The 14039-nt window shown below is 40.4% G+C and carries 12 protein-coding genes and 1 tRNA gene; 7 read left to right on the forward strand and 6 right to left on the reverse strand.

Going from position 1 to position 14039, the window contains the following annotated elements; all coding sequences use genetic code 11:
* Positions 1–71: 71 nt before the first annotated feature.
* Positions 72–479, forward strand: coding sequence for a histone-like nucleoid-structuring protein H-NS (hns, locus tag AC4IFO_RS19220; protein WP_490736838.1), 408 nt, complete (start codon positions 72–74; stop codon positions 477–479).
* A 442-nt stretch (positions 480–921) separates the two neighbouring features.
* On the opposite strand, the gene galU is transcribed toward hns, so the two are convergent.
* Positions 922–1842, reverse strand: coding sequence for a UTP--glucose-1-phosphate uridylyltransferase GalU (gene galU, locus AC4IFO_RS19225; protein ID WP_490736840.1), 921 nt, complete (start codon positions 1840–1842; stop codon positions 922–924).
* A gap of 166 nt (positions 1843–2008) precedes the next feature.
* Complete coding sequence (gene rssB, locus AC4IFO_RS19230; protein WP_490736842.1) at positions 2009–3019, reverse strand: two-component system response regulator RssB; 1011 nt, start codon at positions 3017–3019, stop codon at positions 2009–2011.
* 124 nt (positions 3020–3143) lie between these two features.
* Between rssB and AC4IFO_RS19235 the strand changes: the two genes are divergently transcribed.
* From AC4IFO_RS19235 to AC4IFO_RS19245, 3 genes are all read left to right on the forward strand, one after another.
* Complete coding sequence (locus tag AC4IFO_RS19235) at positions 3144–3623, forward strand: YchJ family protein (protein WP_490736844.1); 480 nt, start codon at positions 3144–3146, stop codon at positions 3621–3623.
* Between the two features lie 101 nt (positions 3624–3724).
* Complete coding sequence (gene purU, locus AC4IFO_RS19240) at positions 3725–4573, forward strand: formyltetrahydrofolate deformylase (RefSeq protein ID WP_490736846.1); 849 nt, start codon at positions 3725–3727, stop codon at positions 4571–4573.
* Between the two features lie 164 nt (positions 4574–4737).
* Positions 4738–4822, forward strand: a tRNA-Tyr gene (locus AC4IFO_RS19245).
* 1 nt (position 4823) lies between these two features.
* Here the strand turns inward: AC4IFO_RS19245 and AC4IFO_RS19250 are convergent.
* Positions 4824–5699, reverse strand: a complete 876-nt coding sequence (locus tag AC4IFO_RS19250; RefSeq protein ID WP_490736848.1) for a LysR family transcriptional regulator — start codon at positions 5697–5699, stop codon at positions 4824–4826.
* Positions 5700–6243: 544 nt separating this feature from the next.
* Between AC4IFO_RS19250 and xthA the strand changes: the two genes are divergently transcribed.
* Positions 6244–7056 (forward strand): exodeoxyribonuclease III, encoded by an 813-nt coding sequence (xthA, locus tag AC4IFO_RS19255; protein WP_490736850.1) that lies wholly within the window; start codon positions 6244–6246, stop codon positions 7054–7056.
* Between the two features lie 52 nt (positions 7057–7108).
* Here the strand turns inward: xthA and AC4IFO_RS19260 are convergent, their stop codons facing one another.
* From AC4IFO_RS19260 to AC4IFO_RS19270, 3 genes are read right to left on the reverse strand one after another with little or no spacing between them, the layout of a single operon-like run.
* Positions 7109–9034: a DNA topoisomerase III gene (locus AC4IFO_RS19260; RefSeq protein ID WP_490736852.1), complete on the reverse strand. Its 1926-nt coding sequence runs from the start codon at positions 9032–9034 to the stop codon at positions 7109–7111.
* Between the two features lie 3 nt (positions 9035–9037).
* Positions 9038–10081: a selenide, water dikinase SelD gene (gene selD / locus AC4IFO_RS19265; RefSeq protein ID WP_490736854.1), complete on the reverse strand. Its 1044-nt coding sequence runs from the start codon at positions 10079–10081 to the stop codon at positions 9038–9040.
* A 10-nt stretch (positions 10082–10091) separates the two neighbouring features.
* The gene (locus AC4IFO_RS19270; protein ID WP_490736856.1) at positions 10092–10643 is read right to left on the reverse strand and encodes an NAD(P)H nitroreductase; all 552 of its coding nucleotides are present in this window, start codon (positions 10641–10643) and stop codon (positions 10092–10094) included.
* A gap of 349 nt (positions 10644–10992) precedes the next feature.
* Between AC4IFO_RS19270 and sppA the strand changes: the two genes are divergently transcribed.
* Both sppA and ansA read left to right on the forward strand, forming a co-directional pair.
* Positions 10993–12849, forward strand: coding sequence for a signal peptide peptidase SppA (sppA, locus tag AC4IFO_RS19275; protein ID WP_490736858.1), 1857 nt, complete (start codon positions 10993–10995; stop codon positions 12847–12849).
* A 168-nt stretch (positions 12850–13017) separates the two neighbouring features.
* Positions 13018–14037, forward strand: coding sequence for an asparaginase (gene ansA, locus AC4IFO_RS19280; RefSeq protein ID WP_490736860.1), 1020 nt, complete (start codon positions 13018–13020; stop codon positions 14035–14037).
* Positions 14038–14039 lie beyond the last annotated feature (2 nt).

The following is a 14039-nucleotide window of genomic DNA, read 5'->3' on the forward strand; positions in this document are numbered from 1 at the left end:
CTATTGCAGAATTTAAAATAGCACTCTATTATTACTGTACACATGCCAACAAATAATTTGAGACCAGGAAAATGAGCGAATCATTAAAAGCGTTAAATAACATCCGTACTCTTCGTGCTCAAGCTCGCGAAGTTACTTTAGAATCTTTAGAAGAAATGCTGGAAAAATTAACGGTCGTTGTTGAAGAGCGCCGTGATGAAGAAAGCCAAGCACGTGCTGAATTAGAAGAACGTAACCGTAAGTTAGAAAAAGTTCGTGAAATGATCCTTGAGCAAGGCGTAGATTTAAACGACCTTCTGCAAACAATGGATTCAGGCAAAACAACAAGTACTCGTGCTAAGCGTGCTGCACGCCCTGCTAAATATAAATATGTTGATGAAAACGGCGAAACTAAAACTTGGACAGGCCAAGGCCGTACTCCAGCCGTGATCAAAGTTGCTATTGACGCAGGTAAATCTTTAGACGATTTCTTAATCTAATCGCCTAAAAGCTTATTCTAAACACCCTTTTTAAAAGGGTGTTTTTGTTTGTACCCTTATATATTATTTTATATTAGCCATCTGTTACGAAAGCACACTCGCATATAAAATAGGCTTCTTAATATCATTCTTCTCCCGCCCACGTTTAGACGTGTATTTCTTATCAGCAAACGGCTTGAAAAATTAATAAAAAACTCGAGATAGTAAAGAAATGTAATCTTAATTAGAATTAATCAGGTGTATAGACGTGTGTTTATTAGTCTGGTCTAAACATGTATTTTTAATGCTTAAGTCTCAAAAAACTAAAAAGTGGCTAAAGCCTCATATAGAAAATTTGATATACCTCTGATTACTTAGATAACAAGCTTAAATAATCCTAGTTCCTTGCATAAAAAAGGCTAACAAATTAAGTTAGCCTATAATAAAACCTGACTGTATAACACTATTTAGATGTATTTAAGCTTTCAGCTAAATCTTTCACCCATTTGGTAAAATCGTCACCTAACGTGTCATGTTGCATTCCATATTCCACAAAGGCTTTCATATAACCTAATTTATTACCGCAGTCATGGCTTTTACCACATAAGTGGTAGGCTTCAACAGGTTCATTATTTTCCATCATTAACGCAATTGCATCCGTTAATTGAATTTCATCTCCAGCACCTGGGGCTGTTTTCGCTAATGCATCCCAAATTTTCTCAGATAATACATAACGACCGACAATTGATAAATTAGATGGTGCTTCATCTTGCTTAGGTTTTTCTACCATCCGAATAATTTTTTTACTATCTCCCGGTTGTAATGTTTCCCCATTACAATCGACAATACCATAGTTAGACACATCTTCATGTGGAACAGGCTCAACAAGTATTTGACTCGCACCAGTGTCTTCGTAATGCTCAAGCATTTCACGTAGATTAAACTTGCTTAGGTCTGTACTGTAACGGTCTAAGATAACATCAGGTAAGATCACAGCAAAAGGCTCTTCACCAACTAATGGCTTAGCACATAAAATCGCGTGCCCTAACCCTTTAGCAATGCCTTGGCGAGTCTGCATAATCGTGACGTGGCTTGGGCAAATAGATTGGACTTCATCTAATAATTGGCGCTTAACACGAGCTTCTAAAATAGCCTCTAATTCAAAGCTAGTATCAAAATGATTTTCAATTGAATTTTTAGACGAGTGTGTAACAAGAACAATTTCATTGATACCCGCTGCAATACACTCATTAACAACATACTGAATCAATGGTTTATCGACGATCGGTAGCATCTCTTTCGGTATCGCCTTAGTTGCAGGCAACATCCGTGTACCTAATCCCGCAACAGGGATCACCGCTTTTCGCACCTTACGTTGTGTCATTTTATAGCTCCTGAGAATTTCTACGCAACTTTCCCTCATATTTCAAAAAAGTGAAGGGGGTATTTTTTTATTGCGCAGGAGTATATCAGGAATTGTTAATGAATAAATAGCGATGACGCTTATTGGTATTATTTCGCCCGTTATCGCCATGCATTTTAAGACAACATTAATTTTCAGGATTAAACATAAGTTTTATTTTTTGGCTGTTATTGCGAATTAAACACTGCCAAGCCGTCCCATTTATTTCTAAATGGTTTGGATGGTAGAATTTTAAAGCACCTAATGGAATACTTCTCTCCAGCTTAAAATGAGATTCTTCTGTAGTCACTTCGGCTTCTAAACCTGCACTAGCCAGAATAATGGCTTTATTGTGAGTATTAAAATACCCTAACAACAATGGAAATTGCCCATCAAACCCTGAATCTTCCAGCAAATGATTTATCTGATTAATAATTTTATCTATATTCGGTAATTTTTTGTCTGGATAACTCACTGCATTTTTTAGCAAATCATTGAAGACAACTCGGATTAAAAAAGCGGCCATGATCCCTTCTTGTGGTGAACGCTCAGTATCAATACAATAAAATCCAATTTGGTTCTCTGATATAGGCGCTAAATCAAGCAACAGTCCAAACCGGTTAGCCTCGTTTAATTGCCGATAATTTATACGATATCCATTAATGTTTTGACATACTGGAGGCTGCAATTGCTTTAAAACCGCTAACATATCTTGTGTATTACTTTGCATTAGAGCTGCTATTTGCTCGATCTCCTCCCCAATCTGGGCCGTGAGATTATCCTCTTCTGGGTACAATGCAGACAAAATGGTAATTTTAACTTCGTCTAGGTTCTTTATCGGTTTAAGTAATGCATCTCTTGCGCCGAGACGAAACATGCGGTCGAGTTTTGTAAAATCTGTTGTCGCAGAAATAACGATAACAGGAATGGTGATATTTCTTGCAACGAGTTCACGCATGAAGGCCTCACCATCCATCACCGGCATGTTGAGGTCACAAAGAATGACATCGGGTTCAATTTCCCCAATCGTCAACATAGTAATTGCTTGTTGGCCATTGCTTGCGGTATATATCTCTATCTCTAAACTTTCTAAGTAAGTTTTCAAGATGGTACAGAAGGTAATTTCGTCTTCTATTATCAATATTTTTCTATTTTTCATTTGATACCTACTGCGATGGCCTAGTTAATTAACAATACTATTATTCATATTATAGAATCATTTTTCACCTATCTTTTGAGTATAGTGACTTTTCAACCTTCTACTTATTTTTATCGAGAGTATTATGGATCACCAAGAAGAAAGTAAGTGCTGTTGTGGCAGCAGAGCACAATTTGAACATTGCTGTGCACCTTTTTTGAAAAAAGAAGCCACTCCTGAAACCCCTGAACAGCTGATGCGGTCACGTTATAGTGCCTATGTCCACCATAACGCTAATTATCTTATTGAAACATGGCACCCAGATTGCAACGCCAAACAGTGGGAGCAAGAAATAATAACCAGCTTCGAACAAACGCAGTGGTTAGGTCTCCGTGTTATTAGTTCTTCTTATGCTAAAAATCCAGACGAAGGCTATGTCGAATTTTCGACTTGCTTTATTGATGAAAAAGCTGATCATAAACAACTTATTCATGAACGTTCCCGCTTTATTCGTTTGAATTCGCGCTGGTATTATCTTGATGGCATTACGCCCAAAGTAGGACGAAATGATTTATGTCCCTGCGGTTCTGGCAAAAAATATAAAAAATGCTGTGACCAAGGCTAATTCATTTCAAGACCCAGAAATTTTACTGCCAATCAAGTTCATGACATCGTATGTTATTGGCCTTATGAAATAGGCTCTGTTAGTTAAGGATAGACAGCTTCATGCAACAAAAAATTGTACAAAAAAAAATCCTCAGGACAATTTGCCCTGATGCAAAAGGATTAATCGCAAAAATCACCAATATTTGTTACAAACACCAGCTTAACATTGTGCAAAATAATGAATTTGTGGATCACCGTACTGGCCGATTTTTCATGCGAACAGAGCTTGAGGGTATTTTTAATGATGAAACCCTCTTAGCTGATCTTGATGATGCTTTGCCTGTAGGCTCTAAACGTGAGCTTAATGTTTCTGGTCGTCGTCGCATCGTAATAATGGTGACAAAAGAAGCTCATTGCTTAGGTGACTTATTGATGAAAAGTGCCTATGACGGGTTAGAAGTTGAAATTGCTGCCGTTATTGGCAATCATGACACGCTAAAAAACTTGGTCGAACAATTTGGCATCCCATTCCATCTTATCAGTCACGAAGGTTTAACCCGTGAACAACACGATGAAAAAATGACGGCACAAATTGACCAGTACCAACCTGATTATGTTGTCCTCGCTAAGTACATGCGTGTTTTAACGCCAGCATTTGTTCAGCACTACCCTAATCAGATTATTAATATTCACCACTCATTCCTACCCGCCTTTATTGGGGCGCGTCCTTATCATCAAGCCTATGAGCGTGGAGTGAAGATTATTGGCGCTACTGCGCACTTTGTGAATGATAACTTGGATGAAGGGCCAATTATCACGCAAAACGTGATCAATGTTGACCATACATTTACAGCGGACGATATGATGCGTGCAGGGCGTGATGTTGAGAAAAATGTTCTGAGCCACGCATTATACTGGGTGCTGGCACAACGTGTATTTGTATATGGTAACCGCACCATTATCTTATAAACAAATACACGCTGGTGACTTTGCTAAGTGAAATTTGTAGACTTAACAAGCATTAAGAGCAAAAAAACAGCAAACGAACGTTTTATTGAAAATTAATGCTTTACAGCGGCGCGTCATTTGATATTATGCCGCCCGCTGTCAACGATTACAGCAATTCAAAATCTGGTGGGATACCCAAGCGGCCAAAGGGAGCAGACTGTAAATCTGCCGTCACAGACTTCGAAGGTTCGAATCCTTCTCCCACCACCATCTAAACACATTCAACGCCTAGTTTATCAACGACACCCATAAAACGGTTTAATACACTAGAATGTGCTTTTGATTTATAAACATAACATTCACTTTGCCCTAATATTTTATTCAATGATATATATATCAATGATTTATCGACTAACTCCTCTTCTGGATAATGATCGATGATACCAATAAAATCACCATCTTGAATAAAGCTTTGGCAGCACCCAATATTATCCATTTGCCTAACACTCACTTTACTATCTAACGTTTCTACCTTTCCTAATAAATCACTCATCAAAGAGCTTTTATAAAATGCAGGGTCACAAAGCCAAGTGCTTTCTTGTAATAGTGAGACGAGTTCATGATTAAATTTTTCATACAATTCTTTACGGCAATATATTCCTAGTGGGGAGTTCTCTATTTTTTTTTGTAATGAAAAACGCTCACTAACCACCAATTCTGAACTTAGAATCAATGTATTACCGTCATAGTCAACTATTTCATCCACTTCATCATAATTAAACCTTAATATATTTACTTGTACATTATTTTGATGAGCAGCTTGATAAAGATTAATTAAATGACTTTCCTTACCCCAGTCATAATAAATATTCGCTTCGTTAACAATATATCCTGAAAAGTGTTTTTTCGTGATTTCTTTCTCCTGCAAATAGAGATCTCTAAGATCGTTATAAAGCTCCTGGCCATCCTTAGTTAATGTCATTCCAAATTTTTCTCGTTTAAAAAGCCGCTTACCTAGGCTTGTTTCAAAGTCTTTGATAGACTTCGCGATAGGAGGCGTCGTACGGTTCATCACTCTTGCAGCTTTACTTAACGAGCCATTTTCAACAACCGCCATAAACGCCTCTAATTTTCTTGAAAAGAACATATCTATGACCCCATTCTATTTATTAATATGTTAATCAATAGCATTATTATCTAATAAATAACGTACCGATTAGCCCATAACCAAAATCATTCAATAAAAAATAAAATTTAATTTTTTATTGAATGAGTAACAATATTTCATAAAAGTATTTTTATAATTTCCAACATAGCAAAGCAATATATTATACTGTTTCGCTTAATTATTTTTTATGACTCCACTATTAAATCACATTAAAATACAAATAACCAATTGACTTTAAATGGAATTAATATCCCTTGTTTATTTTAAGTAACAACCATTTATTAATTATCCATAGTGTTTTTATATGGTAGATAATTTAATTCCTACTAATAAATTATAAATAATTAAATTTGTTGATATCTTTTTTTAATACACATCCTTTTCAATTTTGAATACCTTCAATTGATTAATTACTATTTAATATAAAAACTTTAACCCGTAACGCACATCATATGGGTTACAGTGTTCTTATCATCTGTTAGAATCAATCGCAGGAATACTGACAATAGGTGATAAAAAATCCATGAAATTCATATCGTTTAACATTAATGGTCTTCGTGCTCGCCCGCATCAACTTGCTGCCATCATCGAAAAACATCAACCTGAAGTCATCGGCTTACAAGAAACCAAAGTGCATGATGATATGTTTCCATATGAAGAAGTTAGCAAGCTCGGCTATCATGTTTTTTATCACGGCCAAAAAGCTCACTATGGTGTTGCGCTGCTAACAAAAAATGAACCCATCGCTGTTCGAAAAGGCTTCCCGACCGACGATGAAGATGCCCAACGTCGAATTATTATGGCTGATATCCACACAGAACGTGGGCCGCTAACCGTTGTTAATGGCTACTTCCCTCAAGGCGAAAGCCGTGACCATCCAACAAAATTTCCAGCTAAAGAAAAATTTTACCGTGATCTACAAAGCTATATCACCTCAACACAAACAGCAGAATCACAATTATTAATTATGGGCGATATGAATATCAGTCCAACAGACTTAGATATTGGTATTGGTGATATCAACCGCAAACGCTGGTTAAAAACAGGTAAATGTTCATTTTTACCTGAAGAACGTGAATGGCTAGATAAACTTTTAGGTTGGGGCTTAGTTGATACATATCGCGCTAAGAACCCGGATGTAGATGACTGCTATTCATGGTTTGATTACCGTTCAAAAGGCTTTGATGATAACCGAGGTTTACGCATCGATTTATTGCTGGCATCAAATAAGCTTGCTGAGCGCTGTATTGCAACAGGTATCGACTATGAGATCCGTGGAATGGAAAAACCGTCTGACCACGCCCCTGTTTGGTCTGAATTCGATTTAAGTAAATAGCTGATATTCCCTATAGAAAAAGGCACTCATTTGAGTGCCTTTTTCAGTTTGGTTAATCTGATTTCTTTTTCGTTTTCTTTGCAGTTTTAACGCTTTTCTTGCCACCTTTGCTTGGTGCAGGTGGTAACTCTCGAAAAGCGCGTAAATTAGTGGATTGGCGTGCATAATGAATCAGCTGTATCAATGTTTCACTCAAAGGATGCATAAAATCATCATACCGAGTTTGCTTTTCACTGATTTGCGTCAAAACGGACTCCCAGTGGGCGGTCATATCTGGCAAGGTCGCCATATCCGGCAATACATGAATTAAGGCTCTACCTGCGGGAGATGAATGAATATAACGCCCCTTTTTATAGAGAAACTGGCGTTTAAATAAGAGATCGATAATCCCTGCACGAGTTGCTTCTGTTCCCAAGCCATCCGTTTCTCGCAATACTTTTTTTAATGCTTTATCTTGCACAAATCTCGCAATACCGGTCATCGCGGATAACAACGTTGCATCAGTAAAAGGCCTCGGTGGCTGAGTTTGCCTTTCAACCACTTCCCCTTTTTCACACAAAAGCTCATCATCTTTAGCAACAACGGGCAACGGCATGCCATCATTTTCAGCATCACGCTCTTTTCCACCTAAAACAACCCGCCAGCCCGCTTCTGCCAGAAAACGTGCTTTCGCAATAAATTTGCCCTTTTCAATTTCCAATTCAATTGTACACTTGCGAAAAACCGCATCAGACATAAATTGGATAATATATTGACGTGCAATTAACTGATAAATATTACTTTCATTTTCTGTTAATTTCACCGCAGTCGCTTTCGCCGTAGGAATGATGGCGTGGTGAGCATCAACTTTTTTGTCATCCCAACAACGATTTTTCTTATCTAATTCAGGTAGCTCAAATTCAGTAAGATCGGGTTGGTGAACAGCAATCGCATTTAAGACACTATGCCGACCCGCAAAGTGTTCATCTGGTAAATAACGGCTATCTGAACGCGGGTACGTAATCAATTTGTGGGTTTCATATAAGCGCTGGCAGGTATCTAACACTTCTTGTGCGCTTAACGCATATTTTTTGGCGGCTTCAATTTGCAATGCAGACAATGAAAAAGGCAATGGCGCAATTTCAGACTCACGTTTATCTTGATATAGCGTGACAATTGCGGGTTTTCCTTCAATTCGGGAAACCACATGCTCAGCAAGCGGTCGATGAAATAAACGCCCTTCTTCGTCCTGATAATCAATGCAAGACTCACTCGGTTGCCATGTCGCCACAAAGCGCTCATCGTTTGGCGTCACAATATGCGCTTTCACTTCAAAAAAGTCTTTCGGCACAAAGTGTTCTATTTCTTCATCTCGCCTCACCACCAGTCCCAAGACTGGGGTTTGTACCCGTCCCACAGAAAGCACACCTTGATAGCCACCACGCTGCCCAAGCAACGTATAAGCCCGAGTCATATTAATGCCATACAGCCAATCCGCTCTTGCTCTGGCAAGGGCAGAAACGCACAATGGGATAAACTCACGGTTTTCCCTTAACCGCTCAATAGCACGCTCTACCGCTTGAGGGTTAAGGTCGTTGATAAGGCAACGTTTTACTGTTTTTCGTTTTTCTGCATCAAGTTGTAGATAATCGAGCACTTCATCCACCAGCAACTGTCCTTCTCTATCAGGGTCTCCTGCATGGATAACGACAGTTGCTTGTTTGAGTAGTGCTTCGATGGTTTTCAGTTGTTTGGTTACTGAGGGGCGCGGTTTTAACTGCCACTTTTCAGGAATAATCGGCAAGTCTTGTAAATTCCAACGCGCATAACGAGGCTCATAAGCATCGGGCTCAGCCTGTTCAAGAAGGTGACCAATGCACCATGTGACCGTTTGGCCATCACCGCATTTTATAAAGCCATCCCCTCGTTGATGAGGTTTTGGCAATACATCGGCAATCGCCCTAGCGAGACTCGGTTTTTCCGCAATAAACAAACGCATGAATTAATCTATCACTTCAACTAATGGGACATTGTCCTGATGGGGGAGCAATTTGCCGATAGACTGTAGCAAAACACCTTGCTGCTGTGCAATCTCTTTAATTTTAGCAACTTCTGACGGTTTTACAGCAATCAATAATCCACCCGAGGTTTGCGGATCACACAATAACTGACGCTGCATGTCACTCATCGGGCCAATAAGATGACCATAACTATCAAAGTTACGTGATGTTCCACCTGGAACACACCCTGCTTCAATATATTTTTCCACATCTGCAAGTTTAGGTACTTTTGTGAACGATACTTGAGCACGAACCCCAGACCCTTCGCAAATTTCGCTTAAGTGACCAAGTAAACCAAAACCCGTCACATCTGTCATCGCGGTAACGCCTTCGATTGGAGCAATCACTGCGCCGAGTTTATTCAGCTGGCACATGGTTTCTGCAGCAAGGTGCTGGTGCTCTTCTTTGAGTAAGCCTTTTTTCTCAGCGGTCGTTAACACACCAATACCCAGTGGTTTTGTTAAAAATAACTCACAGTCCGCGGTTGCAGCGCTGTTTTTCTTCACATATTCCGTGTTCACGACGCCTGTGACAGCCAAACCAAAAATGGGCTCAGGCGCATCAATAGAGTGACCACCGGCGAGAGAAATTCCTGCATCTGCACAAGCTGCACGGCCACCTTCAATCACTTCACGCGCAACCTCAGGAGGCAATTTGGCGATCGGCCATCCTAAAATCGCTATCGCCATAATCGGCTTGCCACCCATGGCAAAAATATCGCTAATGGCATTAGTTGCCGCAATGCGTCCGAACTCAAATGGGGAGTCAACAATTGGCATAAAGAAATCAGTGGTACTGATGATCCCAATGCCATTACCTAAATCGTAAACGGCGGCATCATCCTTCGTTTCATTGCCAACCAACAAGTGGGGGTCATGAAATTTGGCCTGCTCTGTATGTAAAATTTGTTCTAATACTTTTGGGGCAATTTTACAGCCGCAACCCGCACCGTGACTGTATTGCGTTAGTCTAATTTTCTCAGTCATTACTGTTACCTTAAAAATGTGTGATAAAACCGTCCATATCTGGCATTTGAACTTTGGTTGGTGCTTTAAGTTCTGGCGTGCCTAAATAGAGAAAACCCACGATACGGTCATTTTCTTCACAGCCTAACCCTGCACGTACAATTTCATCTTCTGTCCATGATCCGGAACGCCAAATCCCACCAAAACCTTGTGCTACAGCAGCCATTTGCATCGCTTGGACAGTGCAGCTCGCTGCAACAAGTTGCTCCCATTGTGGCACTTTAGGATGATCTTTAATTTTCGCAATCACGGTAATAATTAGCGGAGCGCGAAAAGGTGCATTACGTGCTTTTTCTTCGACTTCTGCACCTAACCCACCTTCAATCGCTGCTTTTTCAAGCAATTGGCTAAAACGTTTAATGCCATCACCTTGCATGATAACAAAATGCCAAGGGCGTAATGCACCGTGGTCTGGTGCTCTCATACCTGCCGCAAGAATATTGTTGAGCTCTTCGCCTTGTGGCGCGGGTGTAGTGAGCCTGGAAGCTGAACGACGGTTCAACAAAAGGGTTAAAGCATCCATATTTGTCTCCGATTAAGAGTAGACTGATTTGATAATCATTCAATCAGGTAATTATACCCACACAACCTATTGTTATAGTAAGCTTATCGTTAAACTGTGACTTTGCTTGACGATTAACGTGAGTTGCATTAATTAGATTATTAATTCATTGAATTATATCATTTGTCATGAGTGAAAAATATCATTGTGACATTGTATATCGCGCATAACGGATTTGTTATGCATAAAAAATGATTCATTAGTAAATAACTGTATTGCTAATGAATGAATTAGAAAGCAGTATCCAATATAGCTTGCGCCTCAAGACCATCAAAAACATGAGCGCAAAATATGCAGGATAGGAGAAAAAATGCGTCAACTATGGGACATCCTCGCCACCATCTTTAAAATTAGTTGGAAGGCACTTAACTTCATTCGAGAATTCGTTTTTAACGCAATTTTCCTTGTGCTGTTCTTTATTGTGATTGGGTCTTTTGCCCTTTATCAATCAGAATCTGAGCCTGAAAAAAATTACTATGGCGCGTTGTATGTGGACTTGCAAGGTGTGGTCGTTGACCAAGTTTCTGCTCCAGACCCATTTGGGCGTATGAGCCGTGAATTATTAGGCACCTCAAATAACCGAATGCAAGAAAACTCCCTATTCGATATTGTCGACACCATCCGCACTGCGGCCGATGATGACCGCATTACGGGGATGGTTTTGCGCCTTGATAACTTAGTGGGAGCGGATCAGCCTTCCCTCGCTTATATCGGCAAAGCGATTGCACAATTTAAAAGCAAAGGTAAACAAGTTTACGCAGTAGGCAGCCATTTTTCTCAGCCACAATATTACCTTGCAAGTTTTGCGGATGATATTTACCTCACCCCGCAAGGCTCCGTTGGCTTATATGGCTTCGCGACAAACAGTATTTACTACAAGTCTCTGTTAGAAAAACTGAAAATTAGCAGCCATATTTTCCGTGTCGGAACGTATAAATCTGCGGTTGAACCAATGATGCGTGATGATATGTCCCCTGAAGCACGCCTAGCGAATCAACAGTGGTTAAATGCACTATGGAACAATTACTTGGATGCGTTAGCGGCTAACCGTAAAATGACTAGTTCACAAATTTTCCCTGGTGCAGATGCTATTCTTAGCCAGCTACGTGCAGTCAAAGGGGATAGTGCTCAATACGCATTAAAACAGAAATTAGTGGATAAAATTTACACCAATGAGCAAGTTGAAGAGCTCCTTAGTAAGCACTTTGGTTGGAATAAAGATGCTAAGCAATTCAATAATATCAGTATCTATGATTATTCCGCTAAGATTGCCGATACCACTGCAAACCAAGGTGGCAATATTGCGGTGATCGTGGTGCAAGGCGCGATTATGGATGGCCCTCAGACACCGGGAATTGCCGGTGGTGATACCATTGCAGCGCAAATACGTGATGCCCGCCTTGATGACAATATTAAAGCCATTGTCCTACGAGTGAATAGTCCAGGAGGAAGCGTTAGCGCATCTGACCTTATTCGTAGCGAATTAGCCTCTGCCCATGCAGCAGGTAAACCTGTTGTTGTTTCTATGGGCGGCATGGCGGCATCAGGCGGTTACTGGGTTTCCACGCCTGCGGATTATATTATCGCAAGCCCAAGCACGCTAACGGGTTCAATTGGTATCTTTGGCGTGATTAATACATTTGAAAAATCACTGGATTCTATTGGTGTATACACTGATGGGGTTTCCACCTCACCACTCGCTGATATTTCCCTCACCAAAGGGATCAACCCACAATTTGCCGATATGATGCAAATTACCATCGAAAATGGTTATGACACCTTTATTAACCTCGTGGCAAAAGCGCGAAACAAGACTCCTGAGCAAATCGATAAAATTGCTCAAGGCCGCGTTTGGATTGGTCAAGATGCGCTGAAAAATGGCCTTGTCGACCAACTAGGTGATTTTGATGATGCGGTGGATAAAGCTGCAGAATTGGCTAAACTGTCCGATGTGCAGCTAGATTGGATGAAGCCAGAGTTGTCCTTTATGGATCAACTTCTACTTGAGTTAACCAGCAATGTTCAAGCGGCAATGCCAGATGTTCTGCAAGTCTTTTTACCACCTGCTGTGGCAACCGATATTCGCCAACAAGCTCAATTTTTCTTAAAAATGAATGACCCACAAAATCGTTATGCATTTTGCTTAAATTGCGCTGAAATTAATTAATTCACATCCCCCTCTCGCTTCCGGGAGGGGATTTCTCTCACAGTATACTCAAATCACCTCATTTCAATCTGCTAATTCGCAATTTAACGATAGTAATACACCTGTAATTACGTCAAAATTCAGATAATTATTTTCACTTCTCCATGCGCGAATAAATTAGGTAACCAAATGCAGAAGAAATCTATTTATGTTGTCTATACGGGCGGTACTATCGGCATGCGCCACTCACCACAAGGCTACATCCCTGTCTCGGGTCATTTACAAGCGCAATTGGCTCAGATGCCTGAATTCCACCGTCCAGAAATGCCTGAGTTCACAATTCGTGAGCACCAACCGCTAATCGACTCTTCTGATATCACACCTGAAGATTGGCAACTCATTGCCGATGACATTCGCCAAAATTATGAACTATATGATGGCTTTGTTATTTTACATGGCACAGATACCATGGCGTTCACGGCATCTGCACTTTCTTTTATGTTTGAGAACTTAAAGAAACCAATTATCGTGACAGGGTCACAAATCCCACTAGAAGCGTTACGTTCTGATGGGCAAACTAACCTATTGAATGCGTTGTATTTAGCAGCGAATTACCCGATTAATGAGGTCGGGCTATTTTTCAATAATAAATTGTACCGCGGTAATCGCACAGTCAAAGCTCACGCAGACGGTTTCGATGCTTTCAGCTCACCGAACTGCTCCCCGTTGATGGAAGCCGGTATTCACATTCGCACTTTCAATGCTTGCCCTGCACCTATTGGTGTGGGTGAATTCAAAACCCATCGCATCACCCCGCAACCTATTGGCGTTGTCACACTCTACCCTGGGTTATCGATTGAGATTGTTCGTAATATTCTTCAGCAGCCCGTCAAAGCATTAATTCTGCGCTCTTATGGTGTTGGAAACGCACCTCAGCAACCTGAGTTACTGCGTATCCTACGTGAAGCCACCAATCGTGGGATTATTGTGGTCAATCTAACACAGTGCATCTCTGGGCGTGTGAATATGGAAGGCTATGCCACAGGTCATGCCCTTGCAGAATCAGGGGTCATTAGCGGTTATGACATGACTTTTGAAGCGGCCTTGAGTAAATTACATTACTTACTAAGTCAAGATTACACACCTGCGCTGATCCGCGAATTAATGCAAAATAATTTACGTGGTGAATTGAGCTACGCTGATGAATAACT

Source organism: Providencia sp. UF-224 (genome assembly GCF_058245955.1).

What these genes read in the sequence shown, in the direction of transcription:
- hns (WP_490736838.1), top strand. Translation starts at nt 72, where the DNA reads ATGAGCGAATCATTAAAAGCGTTAAATAACATCCGTACTCTTCGTGCT.
- galU (WP_490736840.1), bottom strand. Translation starts at nt 1,842, where the DNA reads ATGACACAACGTAAGGTGCGAAAAGCGGTGATCCCTGTTGCGGGATTA.
- rssB (WP_490736842.1), bottom strand. Translation starts at nt 3,019, where the DNA reads ATGAAAAATAGAAAAATATTGATAATAGAAGACGAAATTACCTTCTGT.
- AC4IFO_RS19235 (WP_490736844.1), top strand. Translation starts at nt 3,144, where the DNA reads ATGGATCACCAAGAAGAAAGTAAGTGCTGTTGTGGCAGCAGAGCACAA.
- purU (WP_490736846.1), top strand. Translation starts at nt 3,725, where the DNA reads ATGCAACAAAAAATTGTACAAAAAAAAATCCTCAGGACAATTTGCCCT.
- AC4IFO_RS19250 (WP_490736848.1), bottom strand. Translation starts at nt 5,699, where the DNA reads ATGTTCTTTTCAAGAAAATTAGAGGCGTTTATGGCGGTTGTTGAAAAT.
- xthA (WP_490736850.1), top strand. Translation starts at nt 6,244, where the DNA reads ATGAAATTCATATCGTTTAACATTAATGGTCTTCGTGCTCGCCCGCAT.
- AC4IFO_RS19260 (WP_490736852.1), bottom strand. Translation starts at nt 9,034, where the DNA reads ATGCGTTTGTTTATTGCGGAAAAACCGAGTCTCGCTAGGGCGATTGCC.
- selD (WP_490736854.1), bottom strand. Translation starts at nt 10,081, where the DNA reads ATGACTGAGAAAATTAGACTAACGCAATACAGTCACGGTGCGGGTTGC.
- AC4IFO_RS19270 (WP_490736856.1), bottom strand. Translation starts at nt 10,643, where the DNA reads ATGGATGCTTTAACCCTTTTGTTGAACCGTCGTTCAGCTTCCAGGCTC.
- sppA (WP_490736858.1), top strand. Translation starts at nt 10,993, where the DNA reads ATGCGTCAACTATGGGACATCCTCGCCACCATCTTTAAAATTAGTTGG.
- ansA (WP_490736860.1), top strand. Translation starts at nt 13,018, where the DNA reads ATGCAGAAGAAATCTATTTATGTTGTCTATACGGGCGGTACTATCGGC.